This is a genomic window from Streptomyces sp. NPDC102274, assembly GCF_044766385.1.
Lineage (GTDB): Bacteria > Actinomycetota > Actinomycetes > Streptomycetales > Streptomycetaceae > Streptomyces.
The window spans coordinates 1-16,931 of record NZ_JBIWLW010000025.1; the positions used below are offsets into that span (position 1 = coordinate 1).

The following is a 16,931-nucleotide window of genomic DNA, read 5'->3' on the forward strand; positions in this document are numbered from 1 at the left end:
TGCCCAGCGGCAGCAACGGCTCAAGCCGGGCCCACTGGTCGTTCGTCAGATCTCCACGTCCCACAAAACACGATCATGAACGAACAAGATCCACTGTTGCAACAGGCCCTAGACGTGTCGCTCGCCGTTCTGCGCGACACCGCCCAGTCCCTGCGTCACTCCGGGCTGCTCACCGCCAACCGCATCATCGACTCGATGCGCTCCGGCGGCATCGCCGACGTACTTCCGCACGGAACAATCGGCAGGCCGATCAACGGCTACCGGGTCACCGGCATGAAGAACCCGGAGAAGGACGCCAAGCTCTCCACACAGCACATGGCCGGCGACCCGCACACCTACGTGTCGGAACTCGGCGGACTCGTCTCACTGATCACCGCCGGCGTGGAGCGGCCCATCTTCGGGCTCTCCGCCACGGCCTACTTCCCCCAGGCGGTCAAAGAGCACGTCCACGCCCCCGTGATGTGGTGGATGACCGACGCCCAGGAAGAATCCATCCTGGTCGAGTCCTCGGCCGTCACCTACGGCAACGGCCACCGCAAGGCCGGAGAACGCATCCCGATCGCCGGCCAGTTTCCCTCCGACAAGCCCGAAGCCCTGCGCGAAATCGGTGAACGCCTTTACGAGACAAAGCTGTCGAGGAAACTCACGCGCCTGGCCAAATCGGAATCGACCCGCACCCGCGCCCGCGTGATCCTCACCGCCAACAGCTACGAACAGTGCGGCCACATCGCCACTGGCATCGCCAAGGCGAAAGGACTCTCCCACCGAGTGTGCGTCCTCGTCCGGGAAGAAGACCGCCTCAGCAACGTCCGCTACCTTCCCGACCCGTCACTGGTCCGCCGTATCACTGTCGAGGAGGTCGAGGAATTCCCCCAATTCGGCGACATTCTGATCGCTCCCCTGGCTAACATCGCCAGAGGACTCAACATCGTCGTCAATCTCCGCTCAGCCATCCACTCCATCTACCTGTGCGTGAGGCCCCCGCTGATCATCGACGATCCCACCTGGATGTACGGCAGTGTCAACGCCGCAGGCATCAACTCGTTGCCCGTATCTGGTGTGTCGGATCCCGTCCAGGCTCTGCAGACGGCTCGCACCGCAGCACGCGACCACCTGGCCACCATTCTGCGCTCCTCCCCGCAGCTTTCGACCATGGACCTCGTCCTCCAGGAACAGATGGTCGCCGGAATGCTGGTGTCCCTCATCCAGCTCGCCGGCCGAGCACGGCGCGGCGGTACCAACATGGAACTGCACTTCGTGGACTACGCCTTCCACGATGAGACATGGAGCTCCGACCTGGCCAGCATCATCGAACGCATGGCCTCCCGGTGGCTGCCGGAAGAACGCCGGCAGATGGCCGAACTGTACGGCGAAGCGGTCAACGCGTTCCTGACCTATGCAGGCGTCGACCTCGCCCTCTCCGCATAGCCCAACGCTTCTTCCCGAAAGAGATCACAGCATTGAGTGACACCACCGCGACTCTCCCGAGCACCCTCACCCTGCGCTGCACCCCCGAACTCGTCAAGGGCCAGAAGGTGTACGTACGGATCTTCCCGCGCAGCGTGCGGGATGAATGGGAGAAGCTGAAAAGCAACGGAGACGACGAGCAGAAAAGCCAGCAGCATCCGGACGAGAAGAAGAACCTGCCGTACTCAACCGCCCTGACCTACGGCCAAGTCCGTGATGGTCTCACCGCCGCCTGCGAGGGTCACCGCCAGATCGACGGCGACCCGGCCGGGATCGTGGCCGGTCCCACGCGGCCGCAGCGGACCCAGCACGGTGGAGTACGCACTCGTCAGCCCGGTTGCATCGGCGAGATCGGCCAGTAGACGTCCTCCGGCATGCCCGACCACCCCCGTTCCGTCAGCGGAGACATGAACCCGGGGACGCGAACCGATAGCCTTCACGCAGAAAGTGCCTTCCACTTGGACCGATAGAACCCCTCGACAAGGTTCATCGTCCCAGTTCAGAAGGCACTTTCGCGTTACCAGCCACCAATCGACGCCGACCCAACCGAAACGGCGAGGTTAGGGGCGGGGACGCAGCAATGCGTCCCCGCTACCCGACGCTTCAATATCCGCCGTTACCACAACGGCAAGCTCCTCATAAAGCCCAGCAACACCGCCGTCAAGCGGATTCGGAAGCGGCTCGCCGACGAGATGCGTATCCTTCGCGGTGTAAACTCTGCGGCGGTCACGAGGTGAGCGTGGTGCATGAGGCACCCTCGCCACCGACATCCCGGTCTACTTCCGCAAACCCGCCAGCCCCTGGCAGCGCGGCTCCAACGAAAACATCAACGGCCTGCTGCGGCAGTACTTCCCCAAGGGCACCAGCCTCGCCGTCTACACCCGCGAGCACCTGAACGCCGTCGCCGCCGAACTCAACAGCCGCCCACGCAAAACGCTCGGCTGGGAAACCCCAGCCGAGCGCCTCGCTAAGCTCCTGACCACAGCCAGTTGATCACTTGTGTTGCAACGACCCCTGGAATTCGCCCTTCCGGCGGGGCTTCGTCGTCTCACGCGCTCTCACACAGGTCTCACCAACTGCGCGGACTCCCCGGACTGTGAGGCCCTGACCCGGCACTACGCACCTGCCATGGATCGACCGGACGCCCCTGGACCGTAGTTACGACCTGCGCCAAGTCGGACCGACGCCGCATCACTACAAAACGCCCCTGATTCGTCCGCCCAGAGGGCACATCCAGGGCACACGCACCTGGAAAACGCTGCGAAGCAGCGAGAACATTTGAGGGGCTTTTCTGCAGGTCAGCACAGATCAGCGTGCGTCCCCGCAGGTCAGAGCCGCGCAGCAGGACTTGACTCTCAATCGCACGCGCTCAACCTACTGTGCGGGCGACGAATTCCGGGAGCCCCCCTTGACAGCCCCCGAGCCACCCAGGCAGTCTTCCATCAAGCAGAAGATAACTTCCGCGATACGGAAGGAGCGCCTGACTCCTCATGGCCCCTCTCTTCACGAACGGGCGCGGCACCGAGCAGCGCTTCGATGTGAACCTGTCCATCCTCTTCACCGAGCTCCCGCTGCTGGAGCGCCCCGCCGCCGCGGCGGCGGCCGGCTTCGGCGCGGTGGAGCTCTGGTGGCCCTGGACCGACACCCCCACCCCGCCGCAGGCCGAGCTCGACGCCCTGGGGAAGGCGCTCGACGACGCGGGCACGCAGCTGGTGGGGCTGAACTTCTACGCCGGACAGCTGCCCGGACCGGACCGCGGGGCGCTCTCGGTGCCCGGTGAGGAGTCCGACCGGTTCGTCGCCAATATCGAGGTCGCGGCCGACTTCGCCGCTGCCACCGGGTGCAAGGCTCTCAACGCGCTGTACGGCAACCGCGTCGAGGGCGTCGACCCGCGGGCACAGGACGAGCTGGCCCTGGAGAACCTCGTACGGGCGGCCCGCGCGGCCGACCGGGTCGGGGCGACCCTGCTGATCGAGGCCCTCAACAAGCCGGAGTCCCCTCTCTATCCGCTGGTGAGCGCCCCCTCCGCGGTCGAGGTCGTGGACAAGGTCAACGCGGCCACCGGTCTCGGCAACGCCGCGTTCCTGCTCGATCTCTACCACCTGTCGATGAACGGCGAGGACCTGAACGAGGTCATCGACCGGTACGCCGACAGGACCGGCCACGTACAGATCGCGGACAACCCGGGCCGTGGCGCGCCGGGCACCGGATCGCTGCCGCTCGGGGACCTCCTCGACCGGCTGCGGAAGGCCGGGTACACCGGCTGGGTCGGCCTGGAGTACAAGCCGGGCGACCGGCCGAGCGCCGAGTCCTTCGGCTGGCTCGCCGCGGGGGCCTGACCGGCTCGCCAGGGCCCGGGTCCCCGACCGCAGGCCCGCCAACTGACCGTATTCACGCGCGTGTTGTGATGTGCGCGGGTATCGAAAGAGGCACCCTGATGAGTAATCTCCCCACGATCGCGTGGATCGGTCTCGGCATCATGGGCTCCCCCATGTCCGAGAATCTGATCAAGGCCGGCTACTCCGTGACCGGCTTCACGCTGGAGCGGGAAAAGCTGGACCGGCTGGCCGCGGCCGGTGGTACGGCCGCGGGCTCGATCGCCGAGGCGGTACGGGACGCCGATGTGATCGTCACGATGGTGCCCGCCTCCCCGCAGGTCGAGGCCATCGCGTACGGAGAGGACGGCATCCTCGCGAACGCCCGGTCCGGCGCGCTGCTGATCGACATGTCGTCCATCACCCCGCAGACATCGGTGGATCTGGCGAAGAACGCGGCCGAGAAGGGCATCCGCGTCCTGGACGCCCCGGTCTCCGGCGGCGAGGCGGGCGCCATCGAGGCGGTCCTCTCCATCATGGTCGGCGGCGAACAGGCCGACTTCGACGAGGCGAAGCCGCTGCTGGACGCGCTCGGCAAGACCATCGTGCGGTGCGGGCCGCACGGCTCGGGCCAGACGGTGAAGGCCGCCAACCAGCTGATCGTGGCCGTGAACATCCAGGCGTGCGCCGAGGCCGTGGTCTTCCTGGAGAAGTCCGGCGTGGATCTCACCGCCGCGCTGGACGTCCTCAACGGCGGGCTGGCCGGGTCGACCGTGCTGACCCGTAAGAAGGACAACTTCCTCAACCGCGACTTCAAGCCCGGCTTCCGGATCGATCTGCACCACAAGGACATGGGCATCGTTACCGACGCCGCCCGCAATGTGGGCGCCGCCCTCCCCGTGGGCGCCGTCGTGGCCCAGCTCGTCGCCTCCCTGCGGGCGCAGGGCGACGGCGGGCTCGACCACTCCGCTCTGCTGCGCGCGGTCGAGCGCCTGTCGGGCACCGAGGTCTGAGCCCGGCCGGCCGGCTCCCCTGATCTCCGGGCAGCGGTGGCGCTGACACCTGTCCTGTCGCGCCCAGGCGTCGCCGCCGCCCGGAACCCACCCCGCCCCCTCGGAGCCACAATCTCCACTTTCAACAAACTGTCGATGTCACGTTCGGTGTGAATTTACGCTCCTGAAACCGTCAGCGGCCCCCGCGCCCGCGCGGAAGGTCACCGCTCCGAAGCGGGCGCTGACGGCGCGGCGCGCCTCCAGGACGCGGTCCGCGCGTCGCGCGCGGACTGAGCGGCGTACCGAACGACCGGCTGGACAATCGAGCCACGCACGGGAGATGACGGGAGGTCAGCTCCCGTGCGTCGTCCCGTACCGTCGGCCCCGTATGAGGGGTTGCCGACGGTGCGGGCAGCGAAAGGACCGCGGCGGCGAGCGAGCCAGTGCGGTGGTGAGGGGAACGGCGGTTCTTCCCGGCCTGAGGGAAGGACCGTGCGTCTCCCGTCGCCGCCGCCGCGGTCCCGACGACTCATGCCTCCCCCAACCCCCCGCGCACAGCGTGGAGTACGGATATTTCCCGTACTCCACGCTCTTTCGCGTGCCCGGTACCGGGCGGACACTGAGGCTGTGAACTCATTGCGGCGGAAGGCCGCTCTCGTGCTCGCCGTGTCGGGGATCGGAGCATTCGTCGTCGGGGTCGGCTCCGCCGTTTCCGGTGCGGGGCCTTCCGGACTGGTCTGGCTCGGCGCCCTCGGGGGCGTGCTCATGATGGTGATGGGCGGAGTCACCTCGCACGCGGCACCGGCGGGCGCCGAGGAGAGCGGCCACAGCTGGTGGGCCGACGGCTCATCGGGGTCGCACTCCTCGGGCACGAAGGAGCCGGAGCCGAAGGAAAAGTCCGGGACGGAGTCCGGCGGATGCGGGGGCGACGGCGGTGGGGGCTGTGGCGGTGGCTGCGGCGGATGCGGGGGCTGCGGCGGGTGAGCGTACCGGCCCTGGGGAGTGTCCTCAAAGCCCTTGGGAGGGCGGCGGACGCGGCAGAGGGCCCCGCACCGGATCGCTCCGGTGCGGGGCCCTCGCTGCCGCCCGGTCGGGGTCAGGTCAGCGGCAGGATCTCCGTGGGCGCGTGCCACGGCTCGGTGGCGAGGTCCTCGAACTCGTTCACGCTCGCGATGTCGCTGCCGCTCATCGCGATATTGGTGACGCGTTCGAGGATCGCCTCGACGATCACGGGGACCCGGAACTCGGCGGCCAGCTTCTTGGCCTGCTCGAAGGCCGGCAGCAGCTGGTCGGGCTCGGTGACCCGGATCGCCTTGCAGCCCAGGCCCTCGGCGACCTTCACATGGTCGACGCCGTAGACACCCAGCTCCGGCGAGTTGAGGTTCTCGAACTCCAGATTGACCTGGAAGTCGATGTCGAAGTTGCGCTGCGCCTGACGGATCAGGCCCAGATACGAGTTGTTCACCAGCACATGCACATACGGGATGCGGTGCTGCGCGCCGACCGCCAGCTCTTCGAGCATGAACTGGAAGTCGTAGTCGCCGGAGAGCCCGACGACCGTGGCGTCGGGGTCGGCGGTGGCCACCCCCAGCGCGGCGGGGATGGTCCAGCCGAGCGGGCCGGCCTGGCCGCAGTTGATCCAGTGGCGCGGCTTGTAGACATGCAGCATCTGCGCGCCGGCGATCTGGGAGAGGCCGATGGTGGTGACGTACCGGGTCTCGGGACCGAAGGCGCGGTTCATCTCCTCGTACACGCGCTGCGGTTTGAGCGGCACGTTGTCGAAGTGGGTACGCCGGTGCAGCGTGGCCTTGCGTTCCCGCGCGGAGGCGGCCCACGCGGCGCGGTCGGGCAGTTCGCCCGCGGCCTTCAGCTCCTTCGCCACCTCGACGAAGAGTGTGAGGGCGGCCTTGGCGTCCGAGGCGATGCCATAGTCCGGGGCGAAGATCTTGCCGATCTGGGTGGGCTCGATGTCGACATGGACGAAGGTGCGTCCGCGCGTATAGACATCGAGCTTGCCGGTGTGGCGGTTGGCCCAGCGGTTGCCGATGCCGAGGACGAAGTCGGACTCCAGGAACGTGGCGTTGCCGTAGCGGTGCGAGGTCTGGAGCCCCACCATGCCGGCGTTCAGGTCGTGGTCGTCGGCGATGATGCCCCAGCCCATCAGGGTCGGCACGACCGGCGTGCCGGTGAGTTCGGCGAACTCGACCAGCAGGTCGGAGGCGTCGGCGTTGATGACACCGCCTCCGGCGACGATCAGCGGGCGCTCGGACGCGTTCAGCATCCTGACGGCCTTCTCGACCTGCGCGCGCGAGGCGGCCGGCCGATAGACCGGCAGCGGCTCGTAGGTCTCCGGGTCGAACTCGATCTCGGTGAGCTGGACATCGAGCGGCAGATCGATGAGGACCGGCCCGGGGCGTCCCGAGCGCATGAGGTGGAACGCCTGCTGGAAGACGCCGGGGACCTGCGCGGCCTCCAGGACGGTCGTCGCGGCCTTGGTGACCGGCCGCGCGATCGAGGCGATGTCGACGGCCTGGAAGTCCTCCTTGTGGATCACCGCGGTCGGCGCCTGGCCGGTGATGCAGAGGATCGGGATGGAGTCGCCGATCGCGGAGTACAGACCGGTGATCATGTCGGTGCCCGCGGGCCCGGACGTACCGACGCAGACACCGATGTTGCCCGGGTGCGTACGGGTGTAGCCCTCGGCCATGTGCGAGGCGCCCTCGACATGGCGGGCGAGCGTGTGATGAACCCCGCCCGCGGCCTTGAGGGCGGCATAGAAGGGGTTGATCGCGGCGCCCGGCACACCGAACGCGTTGCTGACGCCTTCGCGCTTGAGGATCTCAACTGCCGCTCGGGCGGCGGTCATTCGAGGCATGAAGTGCTCCTGCTTCGGCCGGCGGATCAGGGCTCTGTCGCGCCACCTGAGAGCACTAATTCCGTGATGCGGAAGTTTTGTTCTGCTATACGGAATCAATTTAAGGTCCTCGCGATGTGACGTCAAGGGATAGCCGAAGACCCTCCCCCACGGCCCGCCCTTGGTGGACGATGAACGGGGAGGTCGAGATGGGAGAGGGCGTTTCGGTGTGCTGCCCGTCGTGCGGCAGCCGCCATACGTTGACGGCGTCGGTCTATCCGTGCGCGTGCGGGGCTCCGGTGGCACCGACGCTGCTCGGGAACGCTTCTGTGGAGGCGGTCACCCGGCGTGCCTGGGCGGACGAGTGGGTGACGGTCCGCTGTACGGCCTGCGCGCGCGAGGACCAGTGGCCGCGGCCGGAGCTGGGCTGCCCGTGCGGAGCGATGCTGCGGATCGCGGTGGAGGCGGTGACGCCCGAGCCCGAGCGGCCCGCGTCGGATCGGCCCGCCCCCGAGCGGCCCACGCGTGTCCCGCTGCTCCGCACCGAAGCCGCGCCGCGCCCGGGGTTCCGCCCGGTGACGATCCGTACGGCCCATGACGCGGTGACGACGGCCGCGCTCTATCTGCGCTGGCTCGGCTTCAAGAGTGTCGTCGAGTCCGGGGAGCCGCCGTCGCCCGGTATCAGCACGCCCGGCACCGGTCTGCGCGGACCCGATGTGGTCGCCCAGGTCGACCCGACCACCAGCCCGGCGTCCCTGCGCTCCGTCGAGTGCCTCTGGCTCAACGGTATGAACGCGTCGGTGACGAGCGTCTACTTCTCCCTGGCGGGGTACGCGGACGACGCCCGTGCCCGCGCGGACGTTCTCGGGGTCCCGCTCTTCGTCCTGGATCTCACGGGTGCGCCGCAGCCCGTCAATGGCCCGGCGGACGAACTGGTCTCGTCCGGCGCGTCCTGACGACGTACCGAGCGGGCGCTCGGACATACCGCGCGGGCACGCCGACGTACCGCGCGGGCGCTGCGACGTACCGCGCGGGCACGCCGAAGCCGGTCAGGTCCCCGAAGGCCCCGAGAACCGCTCGCGCAGCTCGATCTTCCGCACCTTCCCGCTCACCGTCATCGGGAACTCGGCCACGATCTCCACCCGGCGCGGGATCTTGTAGTGCGCGAGCCGTTCCCGGCAGTACGACACGATGTCCGCCAACGTCGGCGGATCGGCCGGGTCGCGCGGGATCAGACAGGCCAGGATCTCCTCCCCGTACTTCTCGTCGGGGACACCGACCACCTGCACGTCCGCGACCTTCGGGTGGCCGTACAGGAACTCCTCGATCTCCCGGGGAGAGACGTTCTCACCGCCCCTGATGATCATGTCCTTGATCCGGCCGACGATCTGGGCGTAGCCGTCCTCCCGGATCACCGCCAGATCGCCGGTGTGCATCCACCGGCCCGCGTCGATGACCTCGGCCGTACGCTCGGGCTCGTTCCAGTAGCCGAGCATCACGCTGTAGCCCCGCGTGCAGAGCTCGCCCGCCGTGCCGCGCGGCAGTGTCACCCCGCTGACCGGGTCGATCACCTTGACCTCGATATGCGGCAGGGCCCGGCCGACCGTGCCCGTACGGCGTTCCAGATCGTCGTCGCGCCGGGTCTGGGTGGAGACCGGTGAGGTCTCGGTCATGCCGTAACAGATGGAGACCTCGGCCATGTTCATCTCGGCGACGACCCGCTTCATCACCTCCACCGGGCAGGGCGAGCCCGCCATGATGCCGGTGCGCAGCGAGGAGAGATCGTACGAGACGAAGTCGGGAAGGTTCAGCTCCGCGATGAACATCGTCGGCACGCCGTACAGCGAGGTGCAGCGCTCCCGCTCGACGGCGCGCAGTGTCGCCCCGGCCTCGAACGACGGCGCCGGGATGACCACGCACGCGCCGTGGGAGGTGGCGCCGAGGTTGCCCATGACCATGCCGAAACAGTGGTAGAAGGGCACCGGCAGACAGACGCGGTCCTGTTCCGTGTAGCCGACCGTCTCGCCCACGAAATAGCCGTTGTTGAGGATGTTGTGGTGGGAGAGGGTGGCGCCCTTGGGAAAGCCGGTGGTGCCCGAGGTGTACTGGATGTTGACCGGGTCGTCGCAGGAGAGCGCGGCCTCGCGCGCGGCGAGCTGATTCACCGTCACCTCACCTGCGGTGGCGATCAGTTCGTCCCAGCTCGGGTCACCGATGTAGTGCACGGAGCGCAGCTCGGGGCAGCGCGCGCGGACCTCCTCGACGAGGGCGCGGTAGTCGCTGGACCGGTGGGCGAGGGAGGCGACGAGTACGGAGACCCCGGACTGGCGGAGCACGAACTCCACCTCGTGCGCGCGATAGGCCGGGTTGATGTTCACCATGATCGCGCCGATCCGGGCGGTGGCGTACTGCACGAGCAGCCACTCGGGGCAGTTGACCGCCAAGATCCCGACCCGGTCGCCCTTCGCCACACCGCGCCCGAGCAGCGCCCGCGCCAGTTCGCCGACCGCCGCGCCGAACTCCGCGTAGGTCCAGCGCCGCCCGGAAGGGACGTCGACCAGCGCCTCCCGGTCGGGGAAGGCGGCGATCGCCCGGTCGAGGTTGGCACCGATCGTGTCACCGAGCAGCGGGGTCGTCCCGACGCCGTGTGTGTACGAGTTCACCGTCGCGGTGGTCCCCGTCGTCATCGCAGATCCCCCTCGTCGTACTCGGCGCCGGACCCCTGTGCCGTACGCTCCCGCAGTTCGATCCGGCGGATTTTCCCGGACACGGTCTTGGGCAGCTCGGCGAACTCCAGCCGGCGCACGCGCTTGTACGGCGCGAGGACCGCCCGTGAGTGCGCGAAGATGACCTTCGCGGTGTCGGGGCCCGGCTCCCAGCCCTCGGCGAGGACGACATACGCCTTCGGCACGGCGAGCCGCGTCGGATGGGGCGCGGGGACGACCGCGGCCTCGGCGACGGCCTCGTGCTCCAGCAGCGCGCTCTCCAGCTCGAACGGCGAGATCTTGTAATCGCTCGCCTTGAAGACGTCGTCGCTGCGGCCGATGTAGGTGATGTAGCCGTCCGCGTCGCGCGCGCCGATGTCACCGGTCCGGTAGTAGCCGCCGGCCATCGCCTCCGCCGTACGGTCGGGGTCGCCGTGGTAGCCCGTCATCAGACCGACCGGACGGGTGGAGAGATCGAGCGCGATCTCGCCCTCCCGCGCGCCGGGCGCGCCGCTGACCGGGTCGAGCAGTTCGACCTTGAAGCCGGGCGTCGGCCGTCCCATGGACCCGGACTTGAGCGGCTGGCCCGGCGAATTGGCGACCTGCACGGCCGTCTCGGTCTGGCCGAAGCCGTCCCTGATCGTCACGCCCCACGCGCGCCGGACCGTCTCGATGACCTCCGGGTTGAGCGGCTCGCCCGCCGCGACTGCCTCGCGCGGCGGCGTACGCAGCTGGGTCAGATCGGCCTGGATCAGCATCCGCCAGACCGTGGGCGGGGCGCAGAAGCTGGTGACGCCCGCCCCGTCCATCTCCGCCATCAGCCTCGCGGGGTCGAAGCGCGTGTAGTTGTGGAGGAAGACGGTCGCCTCGGCGTTCCAGGGGGCGAAGAGGTTCGACCAGGCGTGCTTGGCCCAGCCGGGTGAGGCGATGTTCAGATGGACATCGCCCGGCTTGAGCCCGATCCAGTACATCGTCGCGAGATGGCCGATCGGATACGAGACATGCGTGTGCTCGACCAGTTTGGGACGGGCGGTCGTGCCGGAGGTGAAGTACAGCATCAGCGGATCGTCCGCGTGGGTGGCGCCGTCCGGCTCGAAGACGGCGGACCGGTCGTACGCGTCCTCGTACGGGGACCAGACCTCCGGGGCGCCCCCCTGGCCGGCGCCCACCACGATCCTTGTGAAGCGGCCCGGGATCGCGTCGAACTTCCCGGTGTCCTCGGCGCGGACGATCACATGCGCGGCCCGGCCGCGCTCGACACGGTCGCGCAGATCGGCGGGGCCGAGAAGCGGGGTGGCGGGGATGACGACGGCCCGCAGCTTCATCGCGGCGAGCGCGGTCTCCCACAGTTCGACCTGGTTGCCGAGCATGACGACGACGCGGTCCTCGGCCCGTACGCCCTGCTCACGCAGCCAGTTGGCGGCGCGGTTGGAGCGGGCGGACATCTCCGCGAAGGTGACGCGGACCTGGCGGCCGTCCTCCTCGACGATATGCAGGGCGACACGGTCGTTGCCCCGCCCGTCCGCGCCCTCGGCGATCCGGTCGAACCAGTCCAGGGCCCAGTTGAAGCGTTCGGGACGCGGCCAGTCGAAGCCCGCGTACGCCGTCGCGTAATCCTCCCGGTGCGCCAGGAGGAAGTCCCGGGCCGCCCGGAACCGCTCGGTCGGATCGGCCGGACGGTCGGCCGCCCTCGGCTTCCTAGCCGTCATGTGTCCTCCTCATTGCCGGACCACTCTCTGACATCGTGTAATCAGTGACATGGGTCTCACCACCCCCGGATGGGGGTGGGGGGCGGTGGCGACGGGAGGAAGAGGCGTGGCCGAACCGGTCGAGGCGGTGGAGATGCGGGCCGCGCTGCTGCGGCTGCGCAGGACGACCGGGCTGCCGGTGGCGTTCGGCGGGCTGACGCACGAGGCGGGACGGCTGAACATCGCCGAGCTGAACGGCGCGTTCACGGGCGCGCTACGCGGCCTGGCGATCTCCGCCGGCAACGGTCTGGGCGGCAAGTCCATCGCGCTGTCGCGGCCGTGCGCGGTGACCGACTACCGCGTGGCGCGGCACATCAGCCACGAGTACGACGCGGCGGTGGCGGCGGAGGGCCTGCGCTCGGTGCTCGCGGTGCCGGTGGTCGTACGGCGCAGCGTGCGCGGGGTGCTGTACGGAGCCCTGCGCAGCGCCCAGCCGATCGGCGAGCGCACCTTCGACGCGGCGGTCGCCGCCGCGCGGGACGTGGAGCAGGCGCTGGTCGTACGGGACGAGGTACGGCGGCTGCTCGATGTCAGCCGCGAGCCCACGCCCGGCCCCGCGGCCTGGGAGGAGGTCCGCGCGGCGCACAGCGATCTGCGGGCGCTGGCGCCCCGTGTCGTCGACGCGGAGCTGCGCGCGGAACTGCTCAGCGTCTGCGGGCGCCTGGCCGGCGCGTCGGACCCGATGGACGCGTCCGCCCCGGCGGGCACCGCGCCGCGCCGGACCCCGGTCACGCTGGCGCCGCGCGAGGTGGACGTGCTGACCTGCGTCGCGTCGGGGTCGACCAACGCGGCGGCGGCCGAACTGCTCGGTCTGCGGCCGGAGACGGTGAAGGGGTATCTGCGCTCGGCGATGCGCAAGCTGGGGACACACACCCGGCTGGAGGCGGTGGTCGCGGCGCGCCGGGCGGGTCTGCTGCCCTGACCTGGCCCGGCCGCGCGATGGCCGGGGCCCGCGCGGTGACGGGCCGAGCGGACTGAGTGGGTTCGAGCCGGTCCGAGCGGGTCGGACGAGCACCGGCAGGTCAGAGCGGGCACGAGCGGGTCCGTCCGGGTCGGCGCGGTGCCAGGATCGCGTCAAAATGAGGTCTCCCCAGGTCAACGCCGCGTTATGGCCCGGTCATTTCGCCCCACGCGGGGCGAAGCTTCCAGGTGTCGGAGCGTACGGATACCCCGACCGGTCAGACAGCGATCGACTCCCCTGGGAGGACACCATGGAGCGCCTCATTTCCGAGGACGCGGACGGCGGTTCGGACCCCGCCCCGGCCGCGGACCCCGACGCCGACCCCGACGAACCCCGCACGGCCCGGCCGCTGTACGTACCCGTACGGCTCGGCTCGGCCGGCGGCCACCAGCTGCGGTTCGCGCGCACGCCGCTCGGCGCGCGGACCGCGATCGGTTTCACCAGCAGCCTGCGGCTGACGGCCGTCCTCGGCGAGGGACAGGCGTGGATCAGGCTCGCGGAGCCCGCGCTGCGCGCGCTCGCCGAACCGCTCGGCGCGGCCCTCGTCACCGTCGATCCGCAGCTGACCGCTCCCGCCATCAGCGGGCGGCCCGCGCCGTCCGGGCCCTGTGCCCGGCGCGCCCTGGAGGTGCCGGAGGCGATGGCCGTATGACCGCCGAACCTCTGCTGCTGGTCAGCGAGTTGAACACACCGACGGTCTGGCCCGCGTCCGCGGCCCTCGCCCCGGGCGGCGATATCGCGGTGGCCGGAGTCTCCCTCGCGGAACTGGCCGAGCGCCATGGAACCCCCACCTATGTCCTGGACGAGGACGAGGTACGGGCCCGTGCGCGGGCCTGGCGCCAGGCGCTGCCCGACGCCGATGTCGTCTACGCCGCCAAGGCGTTCCTGTGCCGGGCCGTCGTCGACTGGATGGAGCAGGAGGGCCTCGGCCTCGACGTCTGTTCAGCGGGCGAACTGGAGCTGGCGGCCACGCGCGGCTTCCCGCCCGAGCGGATCGTGCTGCACGGCAACGCCAAATCCCCGCAGGACCTGAGGACCGCGCTGCGCCTCGGTGTCGGCCGCGTCGTCATCGACTCGGCCTGCGAGACGGCCCGGCTGGCGGCCCAGGTGCAGGGGCCGGACCCTCAGCAGGTGATGGTCCGCGTACTGCCCGGGATCGAGGCGGGCGCACACCCCAAGATCCGTACGGGAGCGGACGGCCAGAAGTTCGGGCTGTCCATCGCGGACGGGAGCGCGGAGGAAACGATCGCCCGCGTCCTCGGTCAGCCCCGGCTCGAACTCGTGGGCCTGCACTGCCATCTGGGCTCGCAGATCACCGAGCCGGGCCCGTACGCGGAGGCGGTACGGCGGGTGGTGGCGTTCATGTCCGCCCTCCGCGACCGGTACGGGGTGACCCTGCCCGAACTGGACCTGGGCGGCGGTTTCGCGGTGGCGTATCTGCCGGGCGATCCGGCGCCGGCGCCCGCGGAGTACGGCGCGCTGATCAGCGGCACGCTGGCGAGTGCCTGCGCCGAGCACGGTCTGCCGGTCCCGCGGCTGACCGTGGAACCGGGCCGCTCGGTCGTCGCCCCGGCCGGGATCGCCCTCTACCGGGTGCTGTCGGTGAAGCGCACCGCCGGGCAGGTCTTCGTCGCCGTCGACGGCGGGATGAGCGACAATCCGCGGCCCGCGCTGTACGGGGCGCGGTACACGGTCCGCCGGGTGGGCCGCGCGTCCGACGCGCCGATGCGCGCGACGACGGTCGTCGGCCGGCACTGCGAGGCGGGCGATGTGCTCGCGGAGTCGGTGGAGCTGCCGGAGGACATCAGGCCCGGGGACGTGCTGGCGGTGCCCGCCGCCGGGGCGTACCACGTGTCGATGGCGTCGGGCTACAACATGACGGGCCGCCCGCCCGTGGTGGCGGTCTCCGGGGGGAGATCGCGGCTGCTGGTGCGCCGGGAGAGCTTCGAGGATCTGCGCGCCCGGGACGTCGGCCTCTGAGGACCCCTACGGCGAGGGCTCCGACGGCGAGTAATCCAACAACGGCAAGGACCCCTACGGCGAGGACTCCTACGGCGCGAAGTCGCCGAACCGGAGGTCGTACGAGGTGGCCGAGGACAAGGTGGTGAGCAGCCGCTCCCCCTCCTCGGCCACCTCCGCGCGCTGTGCGCGGGTCAGCGGATCGAAGAGCTGGACGGTCAGTGTCGCGGCGCCGCCGTCCCGGCTTTCCGTCAGCTGCCAGATCCCGGCGAGGAAGCCGTCCACCAGCAGGGTCCGGTACGCGATGTTCCCGCGTGACGCGCGCCCCTTGTACACGGGCGGGATCACCCTGCTCCGGTCGGCGTGCGAGAGCAGCAGATTGTCGAACTCGGGCAGGAAGCGCGGCGGCGCCGGGGTGTCCTCGTCCGGTCTGGGCACGTCGGGCAGATCGAACAGCTCCACGCCGTTCGCGTCCTGGAAGGTGCGGAGTCGGGGCCGCAGCCGCTCAAAGGCCTCCCGCAGCCGAGTGAGCCCGGACCAGGTCTGCATGTCCTTGACGGACGCCGGGCCGAAGGCGGCGAGATAGCGCGCCACGGTGCCGTCCGGCGTGGGCACCGGCTCCGCGGGCCGGCCGAACCAGCGCTCGGCGGTGGTCACCGTGACCTGCCCGCTCTGCCCCCACAGCCCGCGCGGGGTGGTCTGGACGAGCGGCAGCAGGCAGCGCGCGGCAACGGTGAGCGCCGCCGGATCGGCCTCGGGCCACTCGTCGGCCAGCGCCGCCCGCAGCTCCTTCAGCGGCAGGGGCCGCTCCTCCACCAGCTCCCGGCCGACGGCGGCGAGCCGCGCCAGGTCCACCCCGGTCAGCCCGGAGCGGAAGGACCGCAGCTCCCTGTCACGCGCCGCCTGGACGAGCGGGCGCAGGGTGAGGCAGTCGTCGGCGGTGTGCGTATGGATGGTGGAGCGCATCGTGACCAGCCGGGCCACCTCGCGGGCGGCCATCAGCCGGGACAGGTCCTCGGGCACGAAGCCGTCGAGACGGGCGGCGAGCTGGAAATACGGCGGCTTGACGTTCTGGGCCTGAAGTCCGAGGAGATGGGCGACGGCGGCCCTGGCCGGCATGTCCGACCTGTCCGCGCGGCGCAGCAGGAGCTGGCGCTCCAGGGTCGCCCGGTTGAGGGCACGGGGGCCGAGCACGGGGTGTGTCGTCGTCTTCGAAGCCATACGCGGAAAATTAGCGGGCATCGCGGACAACTTCTGTCCGCAATCTGTCCGCAATCTGTCCGCGATTTGTCCGCGATTTGTCCGCGATCCGCCGCGTTCCGCACCCGTACGGATGGAAATTCCCGCGACACGCGGGCGCCCGGTTTGTTAGCTTCCGAACCATGAAGCCGCTCACCGAGCACGAGATCCGCGGATCGTTCGTCAACTGTTCCAAGGGCGAGGCCCGCAGAATGAACCTCCCCCGGGAGCTGACCGACCTGCCCTGGGCCGATCTCGACTTCCTGGGCTGGCGCGATCCCGGGGCCCCCGACCGTGGCTATCTCGTGACGGAGCGCGCGGGCGCCTGGGTGGGCATCACGCTGCGTGGCGCGTCGTCCGGACAGAAGAGTTTCCTCAAGTCGAGCATCTGCTCGATCTGTGTCACCCCGCACTCCGCCTCCGGGATAGATCTGATGACCGCGCCGAAGGTCGGCACGGCGGGCCGGCAGGGCAATTCCGTCGGGATGTACATGTGCGCGGACCTGGCGTGCCCTCTGTATGTCCGGGGCAAGAAGAAGTCCCTCGGCCGGCGGCTTGAGGAGTCCCTCTCGCTGGAAGAGCGGCTGACCAGGACCCGGACGAATCTGGACCGCTTCCTGGACAAGCTGCACGAGGGCGCGACAGCGGCGGTCTGACCGGCGCGGTCCCGCGGTGCCGGTACGAGGAAACG

12 protein-coding genes and 3 pseudogenes are annotated in these 16,931 nt (G+C 69.9%); 10 read left to right on the top strand and 5 right to left on the bottom strand.

What is annotated here, in order from left to right:
• Window positions 1-1,428 (top strand): annotated as a pseudogene (locus ACIRQP_RS28390) (hypothetical protein); the annotation flags it as partial.
• A 239-nt stretch (window positions 1,429-1,667) separates the two neighbouring features.
• Here the strand turns inward: ACIRQP_RS28390 and ACIRQP_RS28395 are convergent.
• Window positions 1,668-1,925 (bottom strand): annotated as a pseudogene (locus tag ACIRQP_RS28395) (IS1380 family transposase); the annotation flags it as partial.
• Window positions 1,926-2,220: 295 nt separating this feature from the next.
• Between ACIRQP_RS28395 and ACIRQP_RS28400 the strand changes: the two are divergent.
• The 4 genes and pseudogenes from ACIRQP_RS28400 to ACIRQP_RS28415 all read left to right on the top strand — a co-directional run.
• A pseudogene (locus ACIRQP_RS28400) lies at window positions 2,221-2,460 on the top strand (IS30 family transposase); the annotation flags it as partial.
• A 497-nt stretch (window positions 2,461-2,957) separates the two neighbouring features.
• Window positions 2,958-3,806: a TIM barrel protein gene (locus ACIRQP_RS28405; protein WP_403894420.1), complete on the top strand. Its 849-nt coding sequence runs from the start codon at window positions 2,958-2,960 to the stop codon at window positions 3,804-3,806.
• Window positions 3,807-3,904: 98 nt separating this feature from the next.
• Window positions 3,905-4,795, top strand: coding sequence for a 2-hydroxy-3-oxopropionate reductase (locus ACIRQP_RS28410; RefSeq protein WP_403894423.1), 891 nt, complete (start codon window positions 3,905-3,907; stop codon window positions 4,793-4,795).
• A gap of 606 nt (window positions 4,796-5,401) precedes the next feature.
• A complete protein-coding gene (locus ACIRQP_RS28415) occupies window positions 5,402-5,758 on the top strand; it encodes a hypothetical protein (protein WP_403894425.1) in 357 nt (118 codons plus the stop codon).
• 112 nt (window positions 5,759-5,870) lie between these two features.
• On the opposite strand, the gene gcl is transcribed toward ACIRQP_RS28415, so the two are convergent.
• Window positions 5,871-7,640: a glyoxylate carboligase gene (gene gcl / locus ACIRQP_RS28420; RefSeq protein ID WP_403894701.1), complete on the bottom strand. Its 1,770-nt coding sequence runs from the start codon at window positions 7,638-7,640 to the stop codon at window positions 5,871-5,873.
• Window positions 7,641-7,837: 197 nt separating this feature from the next.
• Between gcl and ACIRQP_RS28425 the strand changes: the two genes are divergently transcribed.
• Complete coding sequence (locus tag ACIRQP_RS28425) at window positions 7,838-8,584, top strand: hypothetical protein (RefSeq protein WP_403894428.1); 747 nt, start codon at window positions 7,838-7,840, stop codon at window positions 8,582-8,584.
• A gap of 93 nt (window positions 8,585-8,677) precedes the next feature.
• On the opposite strand, the gene ACIRQP_RS28430 is transcribed toward ACIRQP_RS28425, so the two are convergent.
• Together ACIRQP_RS28430 and ACIRQP_RS28435 are read right to left on the bottom strand one after the other, a co-directional pair.
• A complete protein-coding gene (locus ACIRQP_RS28430; RefSeq protein ID WP_403894431.1) occupies window positions 8,678-10,315 on the bottom strand; it encodes an AMP-binding protein in 1,638 nt (545 codons plus the stop codon).
• Entirely contained in the window at window positions 10,312-12,042 is a 1,731-nt protein-coding gene (locus tag ACIRQP_RS28435; protein ID WP_403894434.1) for an AMP-binding protein, read from the bottom strand. Before ACIRQP_RS28435 ends, ACIRQP_RS28430 begins: the two co-directional genes overlap by 4 nt.
• A 106-nt stretch (window positions 12,043-12,148) precedes the next feature.
• Between ACIRQP_RS28435 and ACIRQP_RS28440 the strand changes: the two genes are divergently transcribed.
• The 3 genes from ACIRQP_RS28440 to lysA all read left to right on the top strand — a co-directional run bounded on the left by ACIRQP_RS28440 (window position 12,149) and on the right by lysA (window position 15,022).
• A complete protein-coding gene (locus tag ACIRQP_RS28440; protein WP_403894437.1) occupies window positions 12,149-13,003 on the top strand; it encodes a response regulator transcription factor in 855 nt (284 codons plus the stop codon).
• Window positions 13,004-13,292: 289 nt separating this feature from the next.
• On the top strand, window positions 13,293-13,694 hold the full coding sequence (locus ACIRQP_RS28445; protein WP_403894440.1) for an SAV_915 family protein: 402 nt from the start codon (window positions 13,293-13,295) through the stop codon (window positions 13,692-13,694).
• Window positions 13,691-15,022, top strand: a complete 1,332-nt coding sequence (gene lysA, locus ACIRQP_RS28450; protein WP_403894443.1) for a diaminopimelate decarboxylase — start codon at window positions 13,691-13,693, stop codon at window positions 15,020-15,022. Before ACIRQP_RS28445 ends, lysA begins: the two co-directional genes overlap by 4 nt.
• Before the next feature lie 69 nt (window positions 15,023-15,091).
• Here the strand turns inward: lysA and ACIRQP_RS28455 are convergent, their stop codons facing one another.
• A complete protein-coding gene (locus ACIRQP_RS28455) occupies window positions 15,092-16,222 on the bottom strand; it encodes a winged helix DNA-binding domain-containing protein (protein WP_403894446.1) in 1,131 nt (376 codons plus the stop codon).
• A 161-nt stretch (window positions 16,223-16,383) separates the two neighbouring features.
• On the opposite strand from ACIRQP_RS28455, the gene ACIRQP_RS28460 reads away from it, so the two are divergent.
• Window positions 16,384-16,896, top strand: a complete 513-nt coding sequence (locus ACIRQP_RS28460; RefSeq protein ID WP_403894449.1) for an FBP domain-containing protein — start codon at window positions 16,384-16,386, stop codon at window positions 16,894-16,896.
• Window positions 16,897-16,931 lie beyond the last annotated feature (35 nt).